The organism is Erythrobacter sp., assembly GCF_036351135.1.
Lineage (GTDB): Bacteria > Pseudomonadota > Alphaproteobacteria > Sphingomonadales > Sphingomonadaceae > Erythrobacter.
Genome location: NZ_JAZBON010000030.1, coordinates 71,670 through 93,153 on the forward strand (window position 1 = coordinate 71,670; position 21,484 = coordinate 93,153).

Sequence of the window (21,484 nt, forward strand, 5' to 3'; positions counted from 1 at the left end):
CGGGCCCGGCCCCTCCTGCAATGGGGGCGCAGGGGAGCCGGACCCATAGGCGGCTAGCTGCCCACGCAGTAGCGGCCCGAAGTCTTCAGCCCGGTCGGGCACGAACCGTTGCGGATTTCGGCATATTTGCCCTCATCCGCGACGCAGTAACGCGCCGAGGCGCGAAAGCCCGTTGGGCAAGAGCCGAGCTTGGGCAGCGCGACCTTATCGTCCGAGATGCAGTTGGAGCCGCTCGCTTTGAACCCAGTCGGGCACGAGCCGTCCTTGGCGACCGAGCTCGAGGCCGATTGCGCGGCGAGCGGGGCGATGATGAACGGGCTGGAGGCGAGCGCGATGGTGGCGCTGACACCTGCGATGAGAAGACGCATGGCGAATGTCCTTTCGGATCAAGTAAGAATGAAGAAGCGCGGCGACCGATCGGTATCCCGCAAGGATCGCGTTCGGGACCCTCTCGGCCGCCGCACGCCGCAATGCGTCAGGGCAAGTCTTAAGTTGCATTGCGGCGATTTCGAAAAGCAGCGCGTCAGCGGTTGCCGGCGCTGCGACGATACATGAAGGCGGCGATGCTCTCGCCGGTCGCATCATTGTAATACTGACAGTAAAAATCGGTGCCGCTGTCGGTGTGCAATGCGGGCATATTGAAGCCGAACATGGTCATGCCGCGCTTCTTCAGATCGGCATCCCACGCGCCCGAACGATCGGAGATCGAGCCGCCGGCCGTCGGCGTGTAGCCTGCGCTGTTGCCGTGATGCAGCATGATGTCCTTGCCCTTGATATTGTGGGCGGCGGGATTGAGGTTGTCCTCGTTCATCTTGCCGGTCGAGGCGTTGATGCACTGCATTTCGTAATTGCGCTGATACTTGGCGAGCTGCGCGGTCGGGACCTCGAAATAGAGCGTGTCGTAGGTGCCGAGCGAGGGCATGATGCAACCGCCCGTTGCCGAAACCTGTTCGCGATTGAGCAGGCCGGTGCCCGATTCCTCGTTCAGCCCGTTCTGCCAGGTATACTTGCCCAGCTGACCGATCATCACGTTCGAGATGGTGTGGCTGCCGCATTTGGTCAGCTGCGTGAACTTGGCAGGCGGAGCGCCCGCGCGGCCGGCATGCGGTTTGCCTTTGGCGGTCTTGGGATAGTTGCCGCGCTGGCGCATCGCCTGGTTGACGGCGGCGCCCCGGCCACCCGTGACCGCGCCGGCAGCGCCCAGCAGTGAGCGCCCCTTGGTGCGGCGCACATCCTCGACCGCCTCGGCGGCCTCGCTCACGTCTTCGGCGGCTTCCTCGACGTCGCGCGCCGCTTTCTTCAACCGGTCGAACGGCCCCGCTTCGGCGGGAGTAGCGGCCAGGAACAGGCCGGAAGCAAACGCGGTGCCGAAGACGGCGGAAACGAGAGTCTTCATGATTACGATCCTCCAAACCGGGAATGCCGGCAGCCCCCTGCCACCGGTTCACCCCCGTATCGATGAGGATTGCCCAGCTACAGACCGCCAAGGGGCGGCTGAATATCCCAGATGGGACAAAGACCGATTGCAGGACCGATTTTTTAAACATGCTTCGGAACATCGCGGCAGGCGCGCGTTGGGAAGGTTATGGACACCAAGATTTCTTCCGGCTTCGCCCTCACCATGCAGCAACCCGCCTCGCTGCTGTTGCAGTTCGAAGCCGCGCACTTGCCCGAACAGACGGTGCAGGACGTCAACTGCCGGATCGATCCCGCAGACAATGTCATCCGGGTCCCGGCACAGGACAATATCGGCGAGCGGTTGTGGCTACGTGCGGAAGGGCGGATCGAGGTGAGCTACGAGGCGCGGGTCGAGGTGAAGCGTCAGGTGCACGAGCTCGCCGGCCTCGATGCTCTCCCGCCGCACAAGCTGCCCGGGCAGGCGGTTAAGTATCTGTTCGAATCGCGCTATTGCCACTCGAGCGAGTTCCTGTCCTTCGTCGAAAGCGAGTTCGGCGGCACGTCCGGCGGCGCGCGCATCGCGGCGATCCGCGACTGGATCGAACAAACGATCGACTATCGCCTGGGTTCGAGCGGGCCAGGCACCACCGCGACCGACACTTTCCATTCCAAGGCTGGGATCTGCCGGGACTTCACGCATCTGCTGGTCACGCTGGCGCGCGCCTCGACGATCCCGGCGCGCTATGTCGCCTGCTATGCGCCGGGCGTCGATCCGCAGGATTTCCACGCGATCGGAGAAGTGTTTCTCGCCGACCCCGCGATGAAGGACGGCGGAACTTGGCAATTGGTCGATCCCACGGGGATGGCGGACTTGCCGCGCGCGGTGAAGATCGGGGTCGGACGCGACGCTGCCGACGTGTCCTTCGCGACGAGCTTCGCGCCGATGCAATTCGAGTATAGCAAGGTCGAAGTCGACGGGGCGTGAGCCACCACAAACCTGCCGTCGTCTTTGCCCCCACTCGCCCGCCCGCCTTGCACGCGGTGCCGTCCAAGGCCGATTGCTGCGTCGTAGCACTGGCGCTAGGCTGAGGAGCAAAAGGGGCCCCTTGATGAGCGATGCTTCCATCAGCGACGATGCCAATACGTTCGCGGCCGACCGGCTGCTGCTGTTCGGGGCGACCGGCGATCTGGCGCGGCGCAAGCTGATTCCTTCGCTCTGCGCGCTCGATGCGGACGGTCTATTGCCTGAAAAGCTCGCGATCATCGGCACCGCGCGCAGCGAGATGGACGATGCGCAGTTTCGCCAGATGGCGCGCGAGGCGCTCGAGAAACATCTGCCCGCACGGCGGCGCGGCAGCATGGCCCAGTTCCTGAACCGCCTCAGCTACCAGCCGCTCGACGCGAGCACCGCCGAGGGGTTCGATCAGCTGGCCGAAAAGGTTGGCGCCGAAGGCGCCGCGGATGGCGATAGGGGCGGGCTCGCCATCTTCCTGTCGACCGCGCCGAGCCTCTTCGGTCCGACGATCGAGGGCCTGCGTCAGGCGGGCCTTACCGGCGACAAGGTGCGCATGTGCCTCGAAAAGCCGCTCGGCAGCGATCTTGCCTCCAGCCGCGAGATCAACGATGCGGTCGCGCGCGCCTTTCCCGAGGACCGCATCTTCCGGATCGACCACTATCTCGGCAAGGAAACGGTGCAGAACCTGCTCGCGCTGCGCTTCGCCAATATCCTGTTCGAGCCAATCTGGAATTCGAACGTCATCGAGCATGTTCAAGTCACGGTCGCGGAAACCGTCGGACTCGAGGGCCGGGTGAGCTTCTACGACGATGCGGGTGCGCTGCGCGACATGGTGCAGAACCACATGCTGCAATTGCTTGCGCTGGTGGCGATGGAGCCCCCGACCAGCTTCGATGCGACCGCGGTGCGCGACGAAAAGGTCAAGGTGCTGCGCGCGCTGCGCCCTGTCGCCGCGAATGAGACCGTCACCGGCCAATATCGCGCTGGAGCGATTTCAGGCGAAGCGGTGCCCGGCTATGATCAGGAGCTCGGCGAGGCGTCCGACACGGAGACCTTCGCCGCCATAAAAGCCCATGTCGACAATTGGCGCTGGAAGGGCGTGCCCTTCTACCTGCGCACCGGCAAGCGTCTGCCCGAGCGCGTAACCGAAATCTATGTCCAGTTCCGCTGCGTGCCGCATTCGATCTTCGAGGCGCCGGGGAACGGATTGCAGCCCAACAGCCTGCTGATCGAGATCCAACCTGAGGAGAACGTGACCCTTTCGCTGATGGCCAAGGTTCCCGGGCTCGATCAGGAAGGTGTGCGCCTGCGCGAAGTGCCGCTTGAGATCGCGCTGCCCGATGCCTTTGCCGAAAGCGAGCGGCGGATCGCCTATGAGCGGCTGCTGCTCGATCTCATCAAGGGCGACCAGACCCTGTTCGTGCGGCGCGACGAAGTGGAGGCGCAGTGGCAGTGGATCGACGCAATCCGCGCCGCGTGGGTGGCGGACGGAGTGACCCCCCGGACTTATACCGCCGGCAGTTGGGGCCCGAGCGCGGCCATCGGCCTGATCGAACGCGACGGGGTCAGCTGGCATGAATGAGGGCACGCCCGGTCCGGCCTCGCCCCTCGCGATTGCCGATATCGGCGGAACCCATGCCCGCTTCGCCCATGCCCAATTCGGCTCTGCCGGCGAAATCGAACTGAGCGATCCCGTCATTTTGGAAACCGGCGCCTATTCCACCTTCGGCGAAGCGTGGTCCGCTTATTGCGAGCGCGTGCCGAGTATGCATTTCCAGCAGGCCGCATTCGCGCTCGCGGGGCCGGCCGGTCGGGGTCGTTTCAAGCTCACCAATGGCGACTGGCATTTCGACGCCGACGAGATGCGGCGCGACCTGCGATTGAGCGAACTCCTCCTTCTCAACGACTTCGCGGCGGTGGCCCATGCGGTGGCGGCTCTCGCGGGCGGCGAAGGACTGGTCCACATCGCCGGACCGCGGCAGCCCCTCCCGCGCGCGAAAACGGTGAGCGTGATCGGCCCGGGCACCGGGCTTGGAGTCGCGCATTTTCGCTGGCACGAAGGCAGGGCGCTGGTCCAGGCGACGGAGGGCGCGCATATCGACTTTGCCCCGGTGAACGAGATCGACGACCGGATCCTCGCTCTGCTGCGCGCACGTCACGAGCGCGTCTCGCTCGAGCGTGTCATCTCGGGGGACGGCATCGCGGCGATCTACGCGGCGCTCGGTTCAAATGAAGGTAACGCGAGGCTCGACGACGCTCCCGAACCGCTCGAAATCTGGCGCAGCGGCATGGCCGGCGACGATCAGCTCGCGGCGCGCGCGCTCGCGCATTTCGTTGCAACGCTGGGCCGCGTGGCCGGCGATTACGCCTTGGCGCATGGCGCCGGCGGGGTGGCGATTGCCGGCGGGCTCGGGCTGCGGCTGCGCGCGCAGCTCGCCGCGCCGGCGTTCCACGAAGGTTTCACCGCAAAGGGCCGCTACCGCGCGATGATGGAGACCGTGCCGATCAAGCTCGTGACCCATCCCCAGCCCGGTCTGCTCGGCGCGGCGCAGGCATTCTTCTCGGAAATGCCGATGGATGGGTCCGCCCCGTGACCCGGCCACTCTCCCGCGTCGCCGATCTGTCCGAACGCCTGCGCGAATTGCATGAGCACACGAGCGAGACGCCGCTGTTCAATCCGGTGTTTCAGCTCGGCCTCGACCTCTCGCGCCTGCTCGAAAACGGCACGCTCGATCTCGACGCATTCGAGGCGCTGGCGGACGAACTCGAATGCGCCAGCCTCGAAGCTCGCGCGGATCGTCTGAAGGCGCTGATTGGCCCGGTCGCGGGCGATGCGAACGAAGAGACGCTCAGCGAACTGCTCAGCGAAGAGGCGGATTTCGAGGCGTTCCGGACGCGCTGGGAACGGCCGTACCTGCATGCGGTCTTCACTGCCCACCCCACCTTCCTGCTGTCGCCTCAGCAGACGCAGGCGGTGGTTGCGGCGGTGACGCAAGGTTCTCATATCGAAACGGGGGACTGCACCGGCGACACCAACCGGCCCGCGATCACACTCGAATATGAGCACGAGCGCGCCATGGCCGCGATCGCGCACGCACAGGACGCGCGCACCGCGATGCTGCGCGAGATCCTATCGCATGCGAGCGAGCGCTGGCCCGATAATTGGCAGAGCCTGCGCCCCCTCCCCTTCCGCTTCGCCAGCTGGGTCGGATACGACATGGACGGGCGCACCGACATCGCTTGGTACACATCGATCCGTTTCCGCCTGTCGGAAAAAGCGCAGCGCCTTGCGCGATATGCCGATCAGTTACGCGAGATCGACGCCGAACACGATCTTGCCGCGACACTGGACGCGGCCGCCGCCCATACTAGGCGCAGCGCCGAAGACTTCGCCGGCGATCTTTCCGATCCCGCCGCGCTCTCCGCCGCCGCCAACCGGCTCACCGCCGAGAACCCGGACAAGCTCACGTCTCTCGGCGATGTGATTGCGCAGCTCGAACGCGAAGCGCGCGCCGACTCCGCACCGGGCCGGGCGCGCGATCTTCTCGTGCTCGCCGCCGTGATGCGCGCCGACGGCTTGGGCATGGCGCATATCCACTTCCGGGTGAACGCCAAGCAGCTGCACAATGCGATCCGCAGCCATTTGCACGAAACTCCGCGGCTCGATCTCTCCAGCAAAGGCGCAATGGCGACCTTGCGCCACCTGCTCGCCGAAGTGACGCCGCGCCGCACCAATTTCGCCAGCCTCGCGATCGAGGGGTCGACCGCAACGCGGCAATTCCTCGCCATCGCGCAGATCCTGCAGCATATCGATGCCGACACGCCGGTCCGCATGCTGATCGCCGAATGCGAGCAGCCTTCGACTGTCCTTGCCGCGCTCTACCTCGCGAAACTGTTCGGGGTGGAGGACAAGGTCGATGTCTCGCCGCTGTTCGAGACTGAGGAAGCGCTCGAACATGGCGGGCGGTTTCTCGACGCACTGTGCGCGGAAGAACAATATCGGTCCTATGCTCGCTTGCGCGGGCGCATCGCGATCCAGACCGGCTTTTCCGACGCCGGGCGCTTCGTCGGACAGATCCCGGCGAGCCTTGCGATCGAGCGATTGCAGGGGCGGCTCGCTCAAGCGATGGCGGACAATCGGCTGACCGATGTCGCCGCGCTCATATTCAACACCCATGGCGAGAGCATGGGCCGCGGCGCGCATCCTTCGAGCTTTGCCGACCGCCTGACCTGGCCGTTGAGTCCGTGGGCACGCAGCCGCTTTGCCCGCCGTGGCATTGCACTGGAGGCCGAGGTCAGTTTCCAGGGCGGCGATGGCTACATGGCTTTCGCCGGTCCGGCGCTCGCCCGCGCGACGCTGACCCGGATCCTCGCCGAAACGCCGGCGCACAGCGAAGTGTGCGACGACCCGTTCTACGCCCGCACCGATCTCAGCCTCGATTTCTACCGCGCGATCCGTGCCCATCAGCGCCGTCACCTGCGCAGCGCGACCTATTCACGCGCAGTCACCGCCTTCGGTCTCGGCCTGCTCGACACGACGGGCAGCCGCGTTTCACGGCGGCAGAGCGATCTCGGCGCCGATCGCGACATGAATCTGCGCCAAATCCGCGCCATCCCGCACAACGCGATCCTGCAACAGCTCGGCTATCCGGTGAATGTCATTGCCGGAATCGGTTCGGCGGCGGACGGCAATTACGAGGAGATGGCCGCGCTTTTGACCGAGAGCGCGCGCGGGCGCCAATTGCTGCGGCTCGCCCGTCGATCCAACGCGCTGGCCAGCATCAAGACCGTGGCCGCCTATGGCGAGCTGTTCAATTCGGCCTATTGGGCGAGCCGTCCCTATCGCGGGACCGAACCGCATCTGTCCGCCGCCTGCGAGATGCTGGCCGAATATCTCACAAGCGATGATCGCGCCGGCGTGTTCCGCCGCCTTGCGTCGCGATTGCGCATCGATGCGCTCAAGTTTCATCGCCTGCTCGCCGTGCTGCCCGAAGAGGGTGCCCCCGCGGGCGGGCAGGAGACGCGCCGGATGATCGGCGCGGCGCAGGCGGTGCGCCTGGCGCTGATGCAGCATATCTTCCTGCTCGCCGTGTCGATCCCGGCGTTTTCACGGCGCAACGATGTAAGCCGCGAGGACGTGCTCGAAATGGTCTTCAGCCTGCGCATGGCGGACGCGACGTCGCAATTGCGGCGCGCTTTCCCCGTGCAGTTTCCCTCACCCGGCGACTTCGCGATGGACGCGCCCGCGGATTATCCGGGCGGCGACGAAGAAGGCTACGGCGCGATCTTGCGCGACTATATCGATCCGATGGAGCGTGCCTATCGCCTGACGCTGCGAATTTCGTCGGCGATCGCCAATCAGTTCGGCGCGCATGGCTGAGCCGCGCGTTAATCTATGGACGAGCAGCGTCCATCACAGGGACGGCCCGCCCTTCCCCGCTGGCAATGTCGCACAAAGATCGCCATGGGTCAGGCGATGATACAAGCGTGCGTCTTTCCTTCCTGCCGCGCCCTCCACCGCGTCGCCGCAATCGGGCTCGCCGTGCTGACCGGCGCGTCGGCCGCCGCTGGCAATCAGGTGCCTCCGCCCGAGATGGTCTCGCGGCCGCAAGTGCAGCCGCTGCCGCCCGAACGGGTTCAGACCGCGCCCTCCGATCCTTTCACCATCCAGTCGATCCTGCCGATCGAAGGGGCAATCCGCTACGGCGATTGGTTCTGGGACGAAAGCCGGGCGCCGGCTAAGGGCCCGCTCATCGTCACCGTCGATCTCGAAGCACGCGTCGTTAGCGTCTTTCGCGGTGGGCACGAAATTGGCACCGCCGTGGCGCTGCTCGGCACCACCTCGCACCCCACCCCGCTCGGCACTTTCCCGATCCTGACCAAGGAGAAGGACAACGTGTCGGAGAAATACGACAATGCGCCGATGCCCTGGACGCTGCGGCTGACCTGGGACGGGATCGCAATCCACGGATCGCCAGTGATGAACGGCTATGCGAGCCACGGCTGTATCGGCGTGCCCGATCCCTTTGCCGAAAAGCTGTTCGCGATCGCCAAGCGCGGCGACAAGGTGGTGATCACCCGCGGCGAATATGCCGAGATCGGCGACCGCATCCTGTCCTGAGGCTCTTCCCGAATCAGTGCGTTTGCCGCGGCGGCTCGGGTGCGAAATGCCATACCCTGACCGTCAGCGGCGAACCCTCGAGCTTCTCGTAGGCGCAGGTCGCCAGGACGCCGCCGAGCGAGGCGTTGTCCCCGCGCCATAGGCGGTCCGCCGCCCGCCCGGCTTCGCTGCGGCTGACCTGACCGCCCAGCGCGGCGACGATGCGGCACACGGTCTCGACCTGGACCGCGCGCGGCACGTTGCAGACATAGCGATAGCGCGGCTCGCCCGCGGGCGTCTCCTCGCGCTTCGCCATTTCCGCGAAGTCCACCTCGGCATACCATTCGAGCGCGCGCCAGGCTTCGTCGAGATGCCGCGCGCTCGCCGCGAGGGCGTGGGGATCGAGCCAGTCATGCGCTTCGAGATGCTGCCGCACCCGCACTCGGTCGAAAGACGGGTCCGCATTCGAAGGATCGTCGGCAGTCACGATACCGCAAGCCCGAACGATGTCGCGCACTTCTTCGCGGCGAAAGGCGAGCAGCGGGCGGACGAGCGGCACTTCGGTTCCGGGCGCATGCCCCCAGGCGCGCACTCCGGCGAGCCCGGCAATCCCGCTGCCGCGCGCCAGCCGCATGAGCAGCGTCTCGGCCTGATCGTCGGCATGGTGCGCGGTGGCGATGGCGCCGAGCCGTTCTTCCCCCGCCCAGCGCGCGAGCGCCGCATAGCGTGCCTCGCGCGCCCGGGCTTGAAGATTGCCGCGCGCGAGTTCCACCTTGCGCGCTTCGAAAGGAACGTCCAGCTGCGCGCAGGCATCGCGAACCAGGGCGATTTCGCTTTTCGCCTCGGCGCGAAGACCGTGATTGATCGACATGACTGCAATTTCGCCCGGAAGGGCCTGCGCCGCCAGGATCAGCATGGCCATGCTGTCCGGACCTCCCGACACCGCGAGACCGAGCCTGCCTGTCCGATCCTCGGATGGCCACAACTCACCCAGCGTCTCGGCAAAGCGCCGGATCAGTGCGGGGTCGGCCGCTCCGGGATCGATCCACCCGTCATCCGGCGCTGTCACTCCCGCGTGCCCCGCCGCTCAGGCGTCGCAATCGACGCGGCGCAGATTGTTCTCGTACTGGTCGGAAAGGCGCCCAGTCGCGACCGCGGGATAGGTCTCGCCGAATTCGGCAAGCGCGATGCAGGCACGGCGCGTGTCGTTCATCGCGATCATGCTTTCAGCGAGATAGAGCAGGCTGTCCGGCGCGCGCTGTGCGGTGCGATCCGCCTGATAGTTGCGCAGGAACCAGCGCGCCGCCTCTTCGGGCATGTTGTCGTCGAGGAAGGCTCGTCCGAGCAGGTTGCGACCATAGGTGATGCGGAAGTGATCGGGATATTGCTCGACATAGGCGGCAAGTTGCTGGCGCGCTTCGGGATAGAAACCGGCGTTCCACAGGCGGAAGCCGTAGGAATATTCGTCGTCCGCGGGATCGTCGGTCTGCGGCTTGGCGATCGCCTGAACCGCGGCCAGCCGCTCGGGACTGGGGCCGGCGACGGCGGGGGCTTCCTGCGCCGGCTCGGGCGCCATCTGCGACGCGCTCGTCGTCGTTTCGTTCGGCGAGGCAGCCTGTGCGCTTCCCCCGGCCGCGCTCGCGCTCATACCGGGAGCGGGCGTGGAGGTAGGAGCGGGCAGCCGTGATCCTTCGAGCGCGCTGATCCGTGTATCGAGGCCACGGATCGCGTTGGCGTTCTCCTCGCCCAGCCCGGTCAGCCGTTGCAACTGCGCCTCTATGGCGTCGAGCCGCGCGAGAATGTCGGTCACCGCCGTGGTCGAGGGCGCGCCGACAGCGCCGCTAGCGGGACCAGGACCCTGCGCGGTGATCTGCGGTTCGAAAAAGCGCCCATCGCCGCCGGGAAAGACCGCCCTTTGCAGCGCGCGGATTTCCGCCTCGGCCTTTCGCAACCGCGCTTCGGCATCGTCCTGCGCCATGGCAGGCGCGGGGCTGGTGGCGGCGATGGCCGCGCCGAGAACGAGCGACAGCGCGGCGCCGGGTTTGGCGAGGAAACGGACCTGGCGATTGACGATCATGGTTCTCAAAAAGCTCCTTTGACCTTGGTTGCCACCTTTATTCGGCCGGGCAGCATGTATGGGGCATAAATGAAAGCGTAGCGGATGGCGGGGCGCTTGGGGCCTGTATCTGACTGCAAGCGTCCGCCCTGTCGAGCGGCAGCCGACGAGAAATCGGGCAAAGCGCGCCGCGTTCTGGTCGCTCGACGCCCAGTCCCATATGCAGTCAACTCTCGTTGGTGGCCACATCCTCACCTTGCCCGCGCGACAGCAGTGCCGCCGCCGATACCGGCGCGCTTGCAACCGGCACCATCTCCTCGGTAAGCGGAGGAACCTGCTGGCCGTCGATGGTGATGTCGAACAGGTTTGGCCGTCCGGTATTAAGTCGCGGATCCTCGGCGTCGCGTGGGACCTCGTAGGTGTCTCCGTCCTCCATAACTCCTTCGAACAATCGCTCGCCACCCTCTTCGTAGAAGCGGACCCAGGCGCCTTCGCCGGTCGCGGTGAAGACGACCTGCCCTTCGGACGTGGGCGCGGCCTGAGCGGTCGCCTCTGCGTCGCTCGTCGCGGCCTCGTTCGCCGCGATCTCCTGCACTGCCCCTTCTCCCTCGGCGATCAATGAGGGCAGATCGGCTCCGGCGCCGTAATATGTGCTGAAAAAGGATATGACGCCGATTGCGAGGATCAGCGCTGCGATGCCGCCGAACCAGGCGAGCCCGGTCGAAGGCAGCTTGGCCGGATCGCCGGGCTCCATCCCGCCGGAGACCCTCGAATGCCGCCCTTCACCCCCGGCGAGCTCTTCGCGCACCGCGTTGGTGATCTCCTTTTCGTCGAGGCCGACGATCCGGGCATAGGTGCGCGCGAATCCGATCGCATAGGTGCGCGAGGGCAGTGCGTCGAAGTCGCTGCGTTCGATCGAATCGAGATGGCGTTCGGGAATGCGCGTCTCGGCGGCGATGTGCGACAGTTCCAGCCCCTTGGCCTCGCGCGCGGCGCGCAGGCGATCGCCCACGCTGGCCGCGGCGGTTTCCATGAGATCGGCGGAGCCGTCCTGCGCTTGCTCGTTTTCGCTGTCCATCAACCCGTCCACTTTAGCGTGGTTCTTGTGCGATTGTTATAGCCAATCGAAGGCGTGTTTGCAGTCTCGCTGTCAAGCTTGCCCATGTGCAAAAGACAAAGGTCGCGGCAGGACGCCCGGCAGGGTCGCCGGGCGGAGTCGCAGCGCGTCAATCGGTCTCGATCTCACGCTCCTGAGCCCAGTCGGACAAGGCGGCGCGAAGATCGGTGCCCGGCTCGGACAGCCATGCCGTCATCGCTTCGCCCAGTTCGGCGAGATCGACACGGCGCACCAGCTCCTTGATCGGGCCGACGGCGGCGGGGGTGATCGAAAAACGCCTGAAACCGATGCCGAGCAGCGCCAGCGCTTCGAGCCGGCGCCCGCCCATCTCGCCGCATACGCCCAGATCGACGTCGGAGCCGATCGTGCCCTGCACGATGCGCCGCATGAAACGCAGGATAGAGGGCGAAAGCCAGTCGTAACGCTGTGCCAGCGCGGGATTGGCACGGTCGGCGGCGAACAGGAACTGGGTAAGATCGTTGGTTCCAACCGACAGGAAGGACAGGCGCGGCAACAGAAGATCGAGCATTTCGGCAAGCGCGGGGACTTCAAGCATGGCGCCGAAGCGGATCTGTTCGGGCACCCGCCGCTTCTTCGAGCGCATGAAGGCGAGCTGTTCGTCGAATACCTTTTTTGCGGCATCGAATTCCCAGACTTCCGAAACCATCGGGAACATGACGTAAAGCGAGCGTCCCGCCGCCGCTTCGAGCAGCGCGCGCGCCTGCGCCTTCATCAATCCCTCGCGGGTGAGTGCCAAACGCAAAGCACGCCATCCCATGGCGGGATTTTCGTCGTTATCCGCAATGTCGGAGGAAAGATAGGGCACCATCTTGTCGCCGCCGATATCGACCGTGCGAAAGACGACCGGCTTGTTCCCGGCGGCGTCGAGCACGTCGCGGTAGAGCTTCAACTGACGTTCGCGCTGGGGCAGGGTGGCGGAGACCAGGAACTGGAACTCCGTGCGGAACAGGCCTACCCCGTCCGCACCGGTCATGGCGAGCGCGCTGATATCGTCGCGCAGCCCGGCATTCATCATTACCTGGATGCGCGTGCCGCAGCGGGTGAAGGGTTCGACATCGCGTAGCTGGGCATAGGCTGCCTGCTTTTTCTTGGACTTAGCGAAGCGGGCGGCAAAGGCATCGGCGACCTGCGCGGAAGGGCGGATCGAGGCGGCGGCGGCGGTGGCATCGAGCAGTACCTCGTCGCCCTCACGGATGACGGTGCGCAGCCCCCCCTTGCCCAGATTGGCGCGCCCAAGCACCGGCAAGCCCATCGCCCGCGCGACGATCACGACATGCGCGGTTAGCGACCCTTCTTCGAGGATGACGCCCTTCAGCCGCCGACGATCATATTCGAGCAGTTCGGCGGGCCCCAGATTGCGCGCGATCAGAATCGTGTCCTGCCGCAGACCCTGCTGCGCCGCGGTGCCGAGCTGGCCGGCGACGATGCGGATCAGCCGGTTGGCGAGGTCCTCCAGATCGTGCATCCGATCCGCAAGCAGGGGATCGTCGATCTCGCGCATGCGCATGCGCGTATGCTGTTGCACCCGCTCGATCGCCGCTTCCGCGGTCAGGCCGGAATCGATCGCCTCGTTGATGCGCCGCGACCAGCCCTCGTCATAGGCGAACATCTTGTAGGTCTCGAGCACCTCCTCGTGCTCGCCGCCGACGCCGAACTCGGCCTGTCCGGTGAGGCCGTCGATCTGCTCGCGCATCTTGTCGAAGGCGCGGTAGACCCGCTGGCGCTCGGCCTCGGTATCCTCGGCCATCACCTGCGTGATCTGCACGCGCGGTCGGTGATAGGCGGCAATGCCTGCGCCCAGCCCCTTGACCAGCGTCAGCCCGCCGACCGTCTGCGGACCGGTCTGACCCGGGATCAGGCCGAGCGCCTCCTCCTCGTCCACGAGCTCGGCATTGGTGATGAGCTCGGACAGGACCATCGCGGTGGTCTGCAACGCCTCGATCTCGACGTCCTCGTAGCGCCGCGGATCGACATGCTGGACGCACAGCACGCCCACAGCGCGCTCGCGATAGACGATCGGGACGCCGGCAAAGGAATGAAACTTGTCCTCGCCGGTTTCCGGGCGGTAGCTGAAATCGGGATGCGCCTTCGCTTCGGCGAGGTTCAGCGTTTCCACCTTGTCGGCGATCGTCCCGGTCAGCCCCTCGCCGATCGCCATGCGGGTGACGTGCACCGCGCTCTGATTGAGGCCGCGGGTCGCGAAAAGTTCGAGCATTCCTTCGCGCAGCAGGTAGATCGAGCACACTTCGGACATCAGCGCCTCGCCGATGATCTCCACCACCTGGTCGAGCTTGCCCTGAGCGTGCAGGCGCGAGGCCATGACCTCATGCAGGCGGGTCAGGATCTGTCGGGCGGCGGCAGCGGCGGTCATGGCGCTAGCGATTAGACTTTCGGCGCCGCAAAAGCAAAGGCGACCGGCGGCAGACAAGCCGCAAAACGGGGCCGCACGGACCCCGCACTGCGAGCCACAGGTTTGCCGCGCATCCGCCGGCTATCCTCGGTGCAAGGGCCCACCTGCGCAGCTAGGGGCAGGCGCGGCCCCACTGTTGCTGGAACGACTTGCGCGGCTATCCGCGCGCGATCTCTTCCTTCAACCTGAGTTTTTGTTTCTTGAGAGACTGGATCATGGCCGCATCGGGTACCGGGCGGGTCATCTCGTCGCGAAGGCGCGCTTCGAGCCCGGCATGTTTGGTCTGGAGAGCATTCACGTGAGATGAAGCTGCATTCGATGCCATATGCGTTCTCCTATGTTTTGCGCGGGGGGCTGCCCCCGCTGGTGCGACTCGTTCCCACCGAACGAGGATCGCCACGTGAGATCAGACCACAATTGGACCCGACATGCAAAGCGATCCGACACCGGTTATCGGGCAAATGCAATTTTTCGCCGCAACCCGCGGCGCGCAATGCGTAAGGGCGCGTAACAGCGGGCTCGTCAACTCCGCCGAACCGCCTTGAGGCAAAGGCGAGAAGGGCATGGCCGCCGTGTGCGATTTGCGCCATGAAGCGCCCCGCATATTGCGCCCATCACGCAAATCCAGCCGCCCCAGACGGAAGATCGATCAGCGATGAACGAGCAGGAGCTCACCCGTAACCTCGAATTGCTGCGAAGCGAGCACCGCGATCTAGATGCCGCGATCACCGCGCTCAGCGAAGCGGGCTCGAGCGACCAGTTGCAGATCGCGCGGCTCAAGAAGCGCAAGCTGCGGCTGAAGGACCAGATCGCGATCATCGAGGATACGCTGCTTCCCGATATTATCGCCTGACCGCCGACAGGCATGTTCGGCGGGTTCAATCGATTGTCTGTCGGACAATTCTGTGCCGCTCGGGGACAGCTACAAAAGACTTACGGATAAGCGCGCAGGCGGCGTGGTAGGCTTCGCCTTTGCGGTTATATTCCCATCACGCAATGTCCAGGACGACGAACCTTTCCCGCCCGATCATCGAGGCGCTGTATACCGAAGCGCTGGTATTGGCAGACGATGTGCGCGCGGTGTTCGCCCTGGGTGCGCGCGGCCCGGTGGAAGACGTGGCCGACAGCGCTCATGCGCGGGTGCGGCTCGCCCATTCGACCGAGGGGCTGAAGACCACCACGCGGATGATGCATATCCTCGCGTGGCTGCTGAACCAGCGCGCCTTTTTCTCGGGCGAACTCAGCGAAAAGCAGGTGCGGCTGCACGGCTCACTACCCACCGATCGCCGCGCCGACGACGCGGCACTGGACGTGCTGGAGGACGAAACCTGCGAGCTGATCGCCGAGACCGAGCGTCTGTACGAACGCATCGCCCGGCTCGACGAGGCATGGCGCTGCGGGTTCGAAATGGCATCGCCAGCGCGCGCCATTCATTCGCGGCTCGAGCGCAGGCTGAGCGACCTCGAAGGCTGAGGCTCCCAGCACGGGTCAGGCGGCCCTTAGCGCCGCCCGCCACCGCGCCAGCCGTTCGTCCCGCACCGCGGCGTCCATCGCCGGTTCGAAGCGTCGCAGCTTGCCCCGCATCGCCTGTGCCGCACTTTCGAGATCGGGATAGAGCCCCGCCCCGCTCGCCGCCAGCATCGCTGCACCCAGCGCGGTGGTCTCCACGAAATCGGGTCGCTCGACCGCGATGTTCAGCATGTCGGCAAGGTCCTGCGCCATCCAGTCGTTTGCGGCCATCCCGCCATCGATCCTGAGCGTATCCCAGCGCGTGCCATCGGCGGCAAAGGCTAGCGCAAGATCGTGCGTCTGGTGCGCCATCGCCTCGAGCGCGGCGCGCGCGATCTCGGCCTTGCCGCTGGCGAAGGAGAGCCCGGTTATGACCCCGCGCGCATCGCTGCGCCAATGCGGGGCACCGAGGCCCGAAAGCGCCGGAACGATGGTCACCCCGCCGCTATCCTCGACCGAGCGAGCCAGCGCTTCGGTCTGCGACGACGTCTCGACGATGCCGAGCGTATCGCGCAGCCATTGGACGAGGCTCCCCGCTACGAAGACCGAGCCTTCGAGGGCATAGGTTCGCTTCCCGCCCAGCTGTGTCAACACGGTGGCGAGCAGTCGATGGCTGGACACCGGCACGCTCTCGCCCTGATTGGTGAGCACGAAAGCGCCGGTGCCGTAGGTCGCCTTGGTCTCGCCCGGCGCAAGGCAGGCCTGGCCGATCGTCGCCGCCTGCTGATCGCCCGCAAGCCCGGTGATCGGGATGGCCCGGCCGAACAGATCCGCCTGAGTTTCCGCCAGCTCGCCCGACATGTCGACCACGTCGCCAAGTGCCGCAGGCGGGACGCCGATAAGCTCGCACAATTCCGGGTCGAACCCGGTGCCGGCCAGATCCATCAGAAGCGTTCGGCAGGCATTGCTCGCATCGCTGATATGCCGCGCCCCGCCCGTCAGCTTGAAGACCAGCCAGCTCTCAATCGTCCCGAAAGCGAGCCGCCCCGCATCCGTCGCTTCGCGAACCGCCGGCACATTCTCCAGCATCCAGCGCATTTTGGTCCCCGAGAAATAGGGATCGAGCACTAGCCCCGTGCGGCGTTGTAGCTCCTCCTCGTGACCGCCCGCGCGCAGCTCGGCACAGATCGGTGCCGTGCGCCGGTCCTGCCACACGATCGCCCGCGTCAGCGGCTCGCCTGTCTGCCGGTCCCACGCGACCACCGTCTCGCGCTGGTTGGCGATGCCGATCCCCGCGATCATTGCCGCCCCGCCCGCCTTGGGGATGACTTCGAGCGCGCATTGCATCGTGCGCTCCCAGATCTCGTTCGCATCGTGTTCGACCCAGCCGCTTTTCGGATAATGCTGTGTCAGTTCCGCCTGCGCCGAGGCGACCAGCGCCCCGTCGCTTGCGAACAGCATCGCCCGCGTCGACGTGGTGCCTTCGTCGAGCACCAAAATGTAGTCGGACATGTGAGCCTTTCCCGTTCGGCGTGACTTATGGGCCTCTCATTGCCATATGTACTTAATGCCAGCCATCCCTCCCAAACCCTGGCCGACGGGCAAAGCCGAGCAGGTCGAACCGCTGGTCCTGCGCGTGCTCGCGCCCAATCCCTCGCCCTATACCTATACCGGCACGCAAACCTACCTCGTGGGCCCGGAGGGCGGCCCCGATTGCGCGGTGATCGATCCGGGACCGGCCGAACCCGATCATATCGACGCAATCTTGGACGCTATCGGCGAGCGCCGCGTCGCGGCGATCATGTGCACTCATACCCACCGCGACCATTCTCCCGCCGCCGCCCCGCTCGCGGAGCGAACCGCGGCGCCGGTGGTCGGCTGCGCGCCGCTGGTCCTCAAGACCGATCTGCCGCGCGCGGACGAGGCGTTCGATACGACCTATGCGCCCGATCGCGTGCTCGAAGACGGCGAACAGATGCGCGGGACTGGCTGGACGCTGACCGCGGTGGCGACGCCGGGGCACACCTCCAACCATTTGTGCTTCGCGCTCGAAGAATCGGGCGCGCTGTTTACCGGCGACCACGTGATGGGCTGGTCGACCAGCGTCGTCATTCCGCCCGACGGCGACATGGGCGACTACATGGCGAGCCTCGACAGGCTGATGGCGCGCGAAGACCAGGTCTATCACTCGGCCCATGGTGCGGCGATCACCAAACCGCAGCAGCTGGTGCGCGGCATGATCGGCCATCGTCGCCAGCGCGAAAACCAGATCCTGCGCCTCATGGGCGAACGCGCGCGGCCCGTCGCCGAATTCATTCCCGACATGTATAAAGGCCTTGATGAGCGCCTGATCGGCGCCGCCAAAATGAGTGTGACCGCGCATCTGATCGACCTGGAGAAGCGCGGAATGGCGACGTGCGTCGATGAGGTTTGGCGGCCGGCATGAAGGCGCTGCATGAAAGCGGGACACAGCTCGCCGAACCGACCCGATCTTCATCCGGGCACGGGCTCCTCTCGGCCCGCGGCGAGATAGCCCTCGCCATTGTTGCCGCAGCGCTGCTGATTGCCGCGATCTTCCTCGGTTGGCGCGCATATTACTATCAGGAAGAGGGCGATCCGGTCGCCAGCGCCATGCTCGCGTTCGAGAAGCAGAACGCGCTCGTCGTCTTTGCCAGCCGCTTCGAGGTCGTGGCGGAGAGCGAGTACGAACAGACGGTCGGCCCGCTTGTCGTCCGCCGCGTTCGGCAGGCCGCGATCATCCCCGCGTCGATCGACTACCGGCTCGATCTGAGCGCGATCGATGAAGGTGACATGGAATGGGACGAAGAGGCACAGCTGCTCACGGTCACGCTGCCGCAACTCCGGACATCCGAGCCCAATCTTCAGGAGGCGGCGGCGCGGATTTTCACCGACGGCCTGCTCAACACCGGCAGCTCGCAGCAATTGCTGTCGCAGAGCAACTCGCGCATCGCCCGTGAGAAGGCGACTGCCTTTGCGAAGAACGAGGAAGTGCTTGCCCTCGCCCGTGAGGCGGCGCGCGGCGCCGTTCGGCAGAACCTGGCTGTCCCCTTGCAGGTCGCCGGACACGAGCAGGCCCGCGTCGAGGTCAGGTTCGAGGGCGAATAGGTCGCTGCGGACGCCAACTTCGCTTATTCAAGCTTCCAGCTCCTCGCGCGCGAAAGCTTGGCTCAAGGCGAATTTCTGAATCTTGCCCGATCCGGTGAGCGGAAAGCTCTCGACCCAAACCCAATGTGCCGGCGTCTTTTGCGGGCTCAGTCGCTCGCGAATGAAAGCTTTCAACTCGTCGTCCTGCGGGCGCTGCGCCCCCTCCGCCAGTCGCATGAAAGCAGCCATGATCTCGCCCCACTTCTCGTCGGGCACTCCGGCAACGGCAATTTCGGCGATGGCGGGATGCTCGAGCAGAGCCGCTTCGATTTCGGCGGGAAACAGGTTCTCGCCGCCGCGGATGATCATGTCCTTCACGCGGCCCGTGATGCTGACATAGCCGCGCGCGCTCATCGTGCCGAGATCGCCGGTATGCAGCCAGCCGTCGGCATCGATCGCCTCGGCGGTGGCGGCGGGATCATCATTGTAGCCGACCATCATGTTGAAGCCGCGCATGCAGATCTCGCCCTGCTCGCCGACCCGGCACACGCCGCCCGCCCGCGGATCGCGGATCGAGACCTCCATGTGGCTGCAGGGCTGGCCCACCGTTTCGAGCAGCTCGGCGCCGGTGTCGTCGGGCCAGACGGCGGTGATCGCTGGCGAGGTTTCGGTCTGGCCGTAGACGATGAGGATCGGCCCGCCGAAGGCCGCCTGTGCCGCGCGGTTCAGTTCGGGTGGCACCATCGCGCCGCCGCTGAGCACGGTTTGGACCCCGGAGACGTCGGTGCCGGTTGCCTTCGCAGCTTCGATAATCGCAAAGATCATGGTCGCGACCCCTCCCAGCACCTCGGGCTTTTCCCGCGCGATCGCTTTCGCCACCGCCACGGGATCGAACAGCGAAACGAGGAGCAGGCTCGCCCCTTGGGAAAAGGTGCCGAGCACGTTCACCGCGCTGCCCGCCGTGTGGAACAGCGGGAAGGGGCACAGTACCTTCTTGGCCGCTGTGATGTGCCAGCGGCGGAAGATGTCCTGGTTCGATTGCAGCAGACCGTGCTGGTGAAGCAGCACACCCTTGGGAAAACCGGTCGTGCCGCTCGTATACTGGATCATGACGACATCGCGCGGAGCGGTTTCGCGCAAGGTCCCGTCCTGCTCGCCGGCCAGCAATTCGCTGTAATCGGTGATGTCGATCACGAAATCCGCCGCCTTGAGGCCCGCCGCCGCCTCGTCGATCACCGGACGCAGCGCCGCGCCGCGCACAAGCGGCTGATAATAGACCGCGTTCGCCCCCGATTGTTCGAGCACATAGCGTACCTCGCGCGCGATCAGCGCCGGGTTGACCGTCACCAGCACCAGCCCTGCAAATGCCGCGCCCAGCTGGACGGTAACCCATTCTGGGCAATTGCCGCCCATGATCGCGATCCGCGTGCCCGCCGGATGGCGCGCGGCGAGCGCCCGTCCGCACTTCTCCGCCGCCTCCAGCAAAGCATTATAGGTCCAATCGCGCCCCGCGCTCCCGTCGTCCAGCAATTCGCGCAGGGCCAACGCATCGGGCCGCGCCTGCGCCTGTTCGCGCAGCATTTGCGCGATCGTGCGCTCCCGATAGAGCGTGTCGGCCTGCGCCGCGAAATAGGCTTCTTCGAGCTCGACGTCGTACATTGGCCCAGGCCCTCCCTCTCGATAGGCGAGGCTATCACAGGCAAAAGCCTCGCAAAATCCCGCATCCGCGCCTATCTCGGCGGCGAGAACCCAAACGGAACGCTTCAACGGGGACAGGCGCCGCATGAGTATCGAAACCAAAGTGCCCACCGGCGAGGACCTGCTGGCCGAGATCGACCGGCTGCGCAAAGAGCGCAATGCGGTGATCCTCGCGCATTATTACCAGACGCCCGATATTCAGGACACCGCCGATTTCGTCGGCGACAGCCTCGAACTCTCGCGCAAGGCGGCGGAAACCGATGCCGACGTGATCGCCTTTTGCGGGGTCAAGTTCATGGCCGACACCGCCAAGATCCTCAGCCCGGAAAAGATCGTCGTCCTGCCCGACATGGACGCGGGATGCAGCCTCGAAGACAGCTGTCCGCCCGAAAAGTTCAAGGCGTTCCGCGAGGCACACCCCGATCACATCGCGCTGACCTACATCAATTGCTCGACCGAAGTGAAAGCGCTCTCCGACATCATCGTCACGTCGTCCAGCGCGGAAACGATCCTGGCGCAGATCCCGAAGAATCAGAAGATCATTTTCGGCCCGGACCGCCACTTGGGCGGCTGGTTGTCGCGCAACTTCAACCGCGAGATGCTGCTATGGCCGGGCGTGTGCATCGTCCACGAAGCCTTCAGCGAGACCGAATTGCTGAAACTGAAGGAGCAGCACCCGGGCGCCCCCATCGCCGCGCATCCCGAATGCCCGCCGGCGATCATCGAGCATGCGGATCACGTCGGTTCGACCAGCTCGATCCTCGAATTCGCGAAGCGTTTCGAAGGCGACACGCTGATCGTCGCGACCGAACCGCACATCATGCACCAGATGGAAAAGGCGCTGCCCGACAAGACCTTCATCGGCGCGCCCGGCGCGGACGGAAACTGCAACTGCAATATCTGTCCCTACATGGCGCTCAATACGATGGAGAAGCTCTACGTCGCCCTGCGCGATCTGGAGCCGCGGATCGAGATCGAAGAGGATCTGCGGCTGAAGGCTAAGGCGAGCCTGGACCGCATGCTCGAAATGGCATCGAGCACGGTCGGCAAGGGCGATATCGGTCAAGTCGAGATCGAGGACGTGCCGAAGAGCGACGTGCCGAGCGGGGACTGAT

19 protein-coding genes are annotated in these 21,484 nt (G+C 65.5%); 10 read left to right on the forward strand and 9 right to left on the reverse strand.

Annotated features, from left to right (window positions below):
* Positions 1 to 53 precede the first annotated feature (53 nt).
* Together V2I30_RS12210 and V2I30_RS12215 are read right to left on the reverse strand one after the other, a co-directional pair.
* Positions 54 to 368 (reverse strand): hypothetical protein, encoded by a 315-nt coding sequence (locus tag V2I30_RS12210; protein WP_330662451.1) that lies wholly within the window; start codon positions 366 to 368, stop codon positions 54 to 56.
* Positions 369 to 523: 155 nt separating this feature from the next.
* On the reverse strand, positions 524 to 1,396 hold the full coding sequence (locus V2I30_RS12215; protein WP_330662452.1) for a hypothetical protein: 873 nt from the start codon (positions 1,394 to 1,396) through the stop codon (positions 524 to 526).
* Positions 1,397 to 1,585: 189 nt separating this feature from the next.
* Here V2I30_RS12215 and V2I30_RS12220 point away from each other — a divergent pair, with 189 nt between their 5' ends.
* From V2I30_RS12220 to V2I30_RS12240, 5 genes are all read left to right on the forward strand, one after another.
* Positions 1,586 to 2,383 carry a transglutaminase-like domain-containing protein gene (locus tag V2I30_RS12220; RefSeq protein WP_330662453.1) on the forward strand — a complete coding sequence of 266 codons (798 nt, stop codon included), beginning with the start codon at positions 1,586 to 1,588 and terminating at the stop codon, positions 2,381 to 2,383.
* Positions 2,384 to 2,507: 124 nt separating this feature from the next.
* Positions 2,508 to 3,995 carry a glucose-6-phosphate dehydrogenase gene (gene zwf, locus V2I30_RS12225; protein WP_330662454.1) on the forward strand — a complete coding sequence of 496 codons (1,488 nt, stop codon included), beginning with the start codon at positions 2,508 to 2,510 and terminating at the stop codon, positions 3,993 to 3,995.
* Positions 3,988 to 5,007 carry a glucokinase gene (locus V2I30_RS12230; RefSeq protein WP_330662455.1) on the forward strand — a complete coding sequence of 340 codons (1,020 nt, stop codon included), beginning with the start codon at positions 3,988 to 3,990 and terminating at the stop codon, positions 5,005 to 5,007. The genes zwf and V2I30_RS12230 overlap by 8 nt, the downstream gene beginning before the upstream one ends.
* Positions 5,004 to 7,793, forward strand: coding sequence for a phosphoenolpyruvate carboxylase (locus tag V2I30_RS12235; RefSeq protein ID WP_330662456.1), 2,790 nt, complete (start codon positions 5,004 to 5,006; stop codon positions 7,791 to 7,793). The genes V2I30_RS12230 and V2I30_RS12235 overlap by 4 nt, the downstream gene beginning before the upstream one ends.
* A gap of 84 nt (positions 7,794 to 7,877) precedes the next feature.
* A complete protein-coding gene (locus tag V2I30_RS12240) occupies positions 7,878 to 8,534 on the forward strand; it encodes a L,D-transpeptidase family protein (RefSeq protein WP_330662457.1) in 657 nt (218 codons plus the stop codon).
* A gap of 13 nt (positions 8,535 to 8,547) precedes the next feature.
* On the opposite strand, the gene tilS is transcribed toward V2I30_RS12240, so the two are convergent.
* The 5 genes from tilS to V2I30_RS12265 form a co-directional block, all read right to left on the reverse strand.
* Entirely contained in the window at positions 8,548 to 9,582 is a 1,035-nt protein-coding gene (tilS, locus tag V2I30_RS12245; protein WP_330662458.1) for a tRNA lysidine(34) synthetase TilS, read from the reverse strand.
* Between the two features lie 18 nt (positions 9,583 to 9,600).
* Entirely contained in the window at positions 9,601 to 10,590 is a 990-nt protein-coding gene (locus V2I30_RS12250) for a tetratricopeptide repeat protein (protein ID WP_330662490.1), read from the reverse strand.
* Between the two features lie 205 nt (positions 10,591 to 10,795).
* Positions 10,796 to 11,647 (reverse strand): helix-turn-helix domain-containing protein, encoded by an 852-nt coding sequence (locus tag V2I30_RS12255; RefSeq protein ID WP_330662459.1) that lies wholly within the window; start codon positions 11,645 to 11,647, stop codon positions 10,796 to 10,798.
* A 148-nt stretch (positions 11,648 to 11,795) separates the two neighbouring features.
* Positions 11,796 to 14,078: a phosphoenolpyruvate--protein phosphotransferase gene (gene ptsP / locus V2I30_RS12260; RefSeq protein ID WP_330662460.1), complete on the reverse strand. Its 2,283-nt coding sequence runs from the start codon at positions 14,076 to 14,078 to the stop codon at positions 11,796 to 11,798.
* A 196-nt stretch (positions 14,079 to 14,274) separates the two neighbouring features.
* On the reverse strand, positions 14,275 to 14,442 hold the full coding sequence (locus tag V2I30_RS12265; RefSeq protein WP_330662461.1) for a YdcH family protein: 168 nt from the start codon (positions 14,440 to 14,442) through the stop codon (positions 14,275 to 14,277).
* A gap of 330 nt (positions 14,443 to 14,772) precedes the next feature.
* Here V2I30_RS12265 and V2I30_RS12270 point away from each other — a divergent pair, with 330 nt between their 5' ends.
* The gene (locus V2I30_RS12270) at positions 14,773 to 14,970 is read left to right on the forward strand and encodes a YdcH family protein (protein WP_330662462.1); all 198 of its coding nucleotides are present in this window, start codon (positions 14,773 to 14,775) and stop codon (positions 14,968 to 14,970) included.
* Between the two features lie 143 nt (positions 14,971 to 15,113).
* Positions 15,114 to 15,590, forward strand: a complete 477-nt coding sequence (locus V2I30_RS12275; RefSeq protein WP_330662463.1) for a DUF1465 family protein — start codon at positions 15,114 to 15,116, stop codon at positions 15,588 to 15,590.
* Between the two features lie 15 nt (positions 15,591 to 15,605).
* Here V2I30_RS12275 and glpK read toward each other — a convergent pair whose 3' ends face one another.
* On the reverse strand, positions 15,606 to 17,078 hold the full coding sequence (gene glpK, locus V2I30_RS12280; protein ID WP_330662464.1) for a glycerol kinase GlpK: 1,473 nt from the start codon (positions 17,076 to 17,078) through the stop codon (positions 15,606 to 15,608).
* A 55-nt stretch (positions 17,079 to 17,133) separates the two neighbouring features.
* Between glpK and V2I30_RS12285 the strand changes: the two genes are divergently transcribed.
* Both V2I30_RS12285 and V2I30_RS12290 read left to right on the forward strand, forming a co-directional pair.
* A complete protein-coding gene (locus V2I30_RS12285) occupies positions 17,134 to 18,012 on the forward strand; it encodes an MBL fold metallo-hydrolase (RefSeq protein ID WP_330662465.1) in 879 nt (292 codons plus the stop codon).
* Positions 18,009 to 18,692: a DUF4230 domain-containing protein gene (locus tag V2I30_RS12290; RefSeq protein WP_330662466.1), complete on the forward strand. Its 684-nt coding sequence runs from the start codon at positions 18,009 to 18,011 to the stop codon at positions 18,690 to 18,692. Before V2I30_RS12285 ends, V2I30_RS12290 begins: the two co-directional genes overlap by 4 nt.
* Positions 18,693 to 18,719: 27 nt before the next feature.
* On the opposite strand, the gene V2I30_RS12295 is transcribed toward V2I30_RS12290, so the two are convergent.
* Positions 18,720 to 20,330, reverse strand: coding sequence for a class I adenylate-forming enzyme family protein (locus tag V2I30_RS12295; RefSeq protein WP_330662467.1), 1,611 nt, complete (start codon positions 20,328 to 20,330; stop codon positions 18,720 to 18,722).
* Between the two features lie 124 nt (positions 20,331 to 20,454).
* Here V2I30_RS12295 and nadA point away from each other — a divergent pair, with 124 nt between their 5' ends.
* Complete coding sequence (nadA, locus tag V2I30_RS12300) at positions 20,455 to 21,483, forward strand: quinolinate synthase NadA (RefSeq protein WP_330662468.1); 1,029 nt, start codon at positions 20,455 to 20,457, stop codon at positions 21,481 to 21,483.
* The last annotated feature ends 1 nt before the right edge of the window (position 21,484 follow it).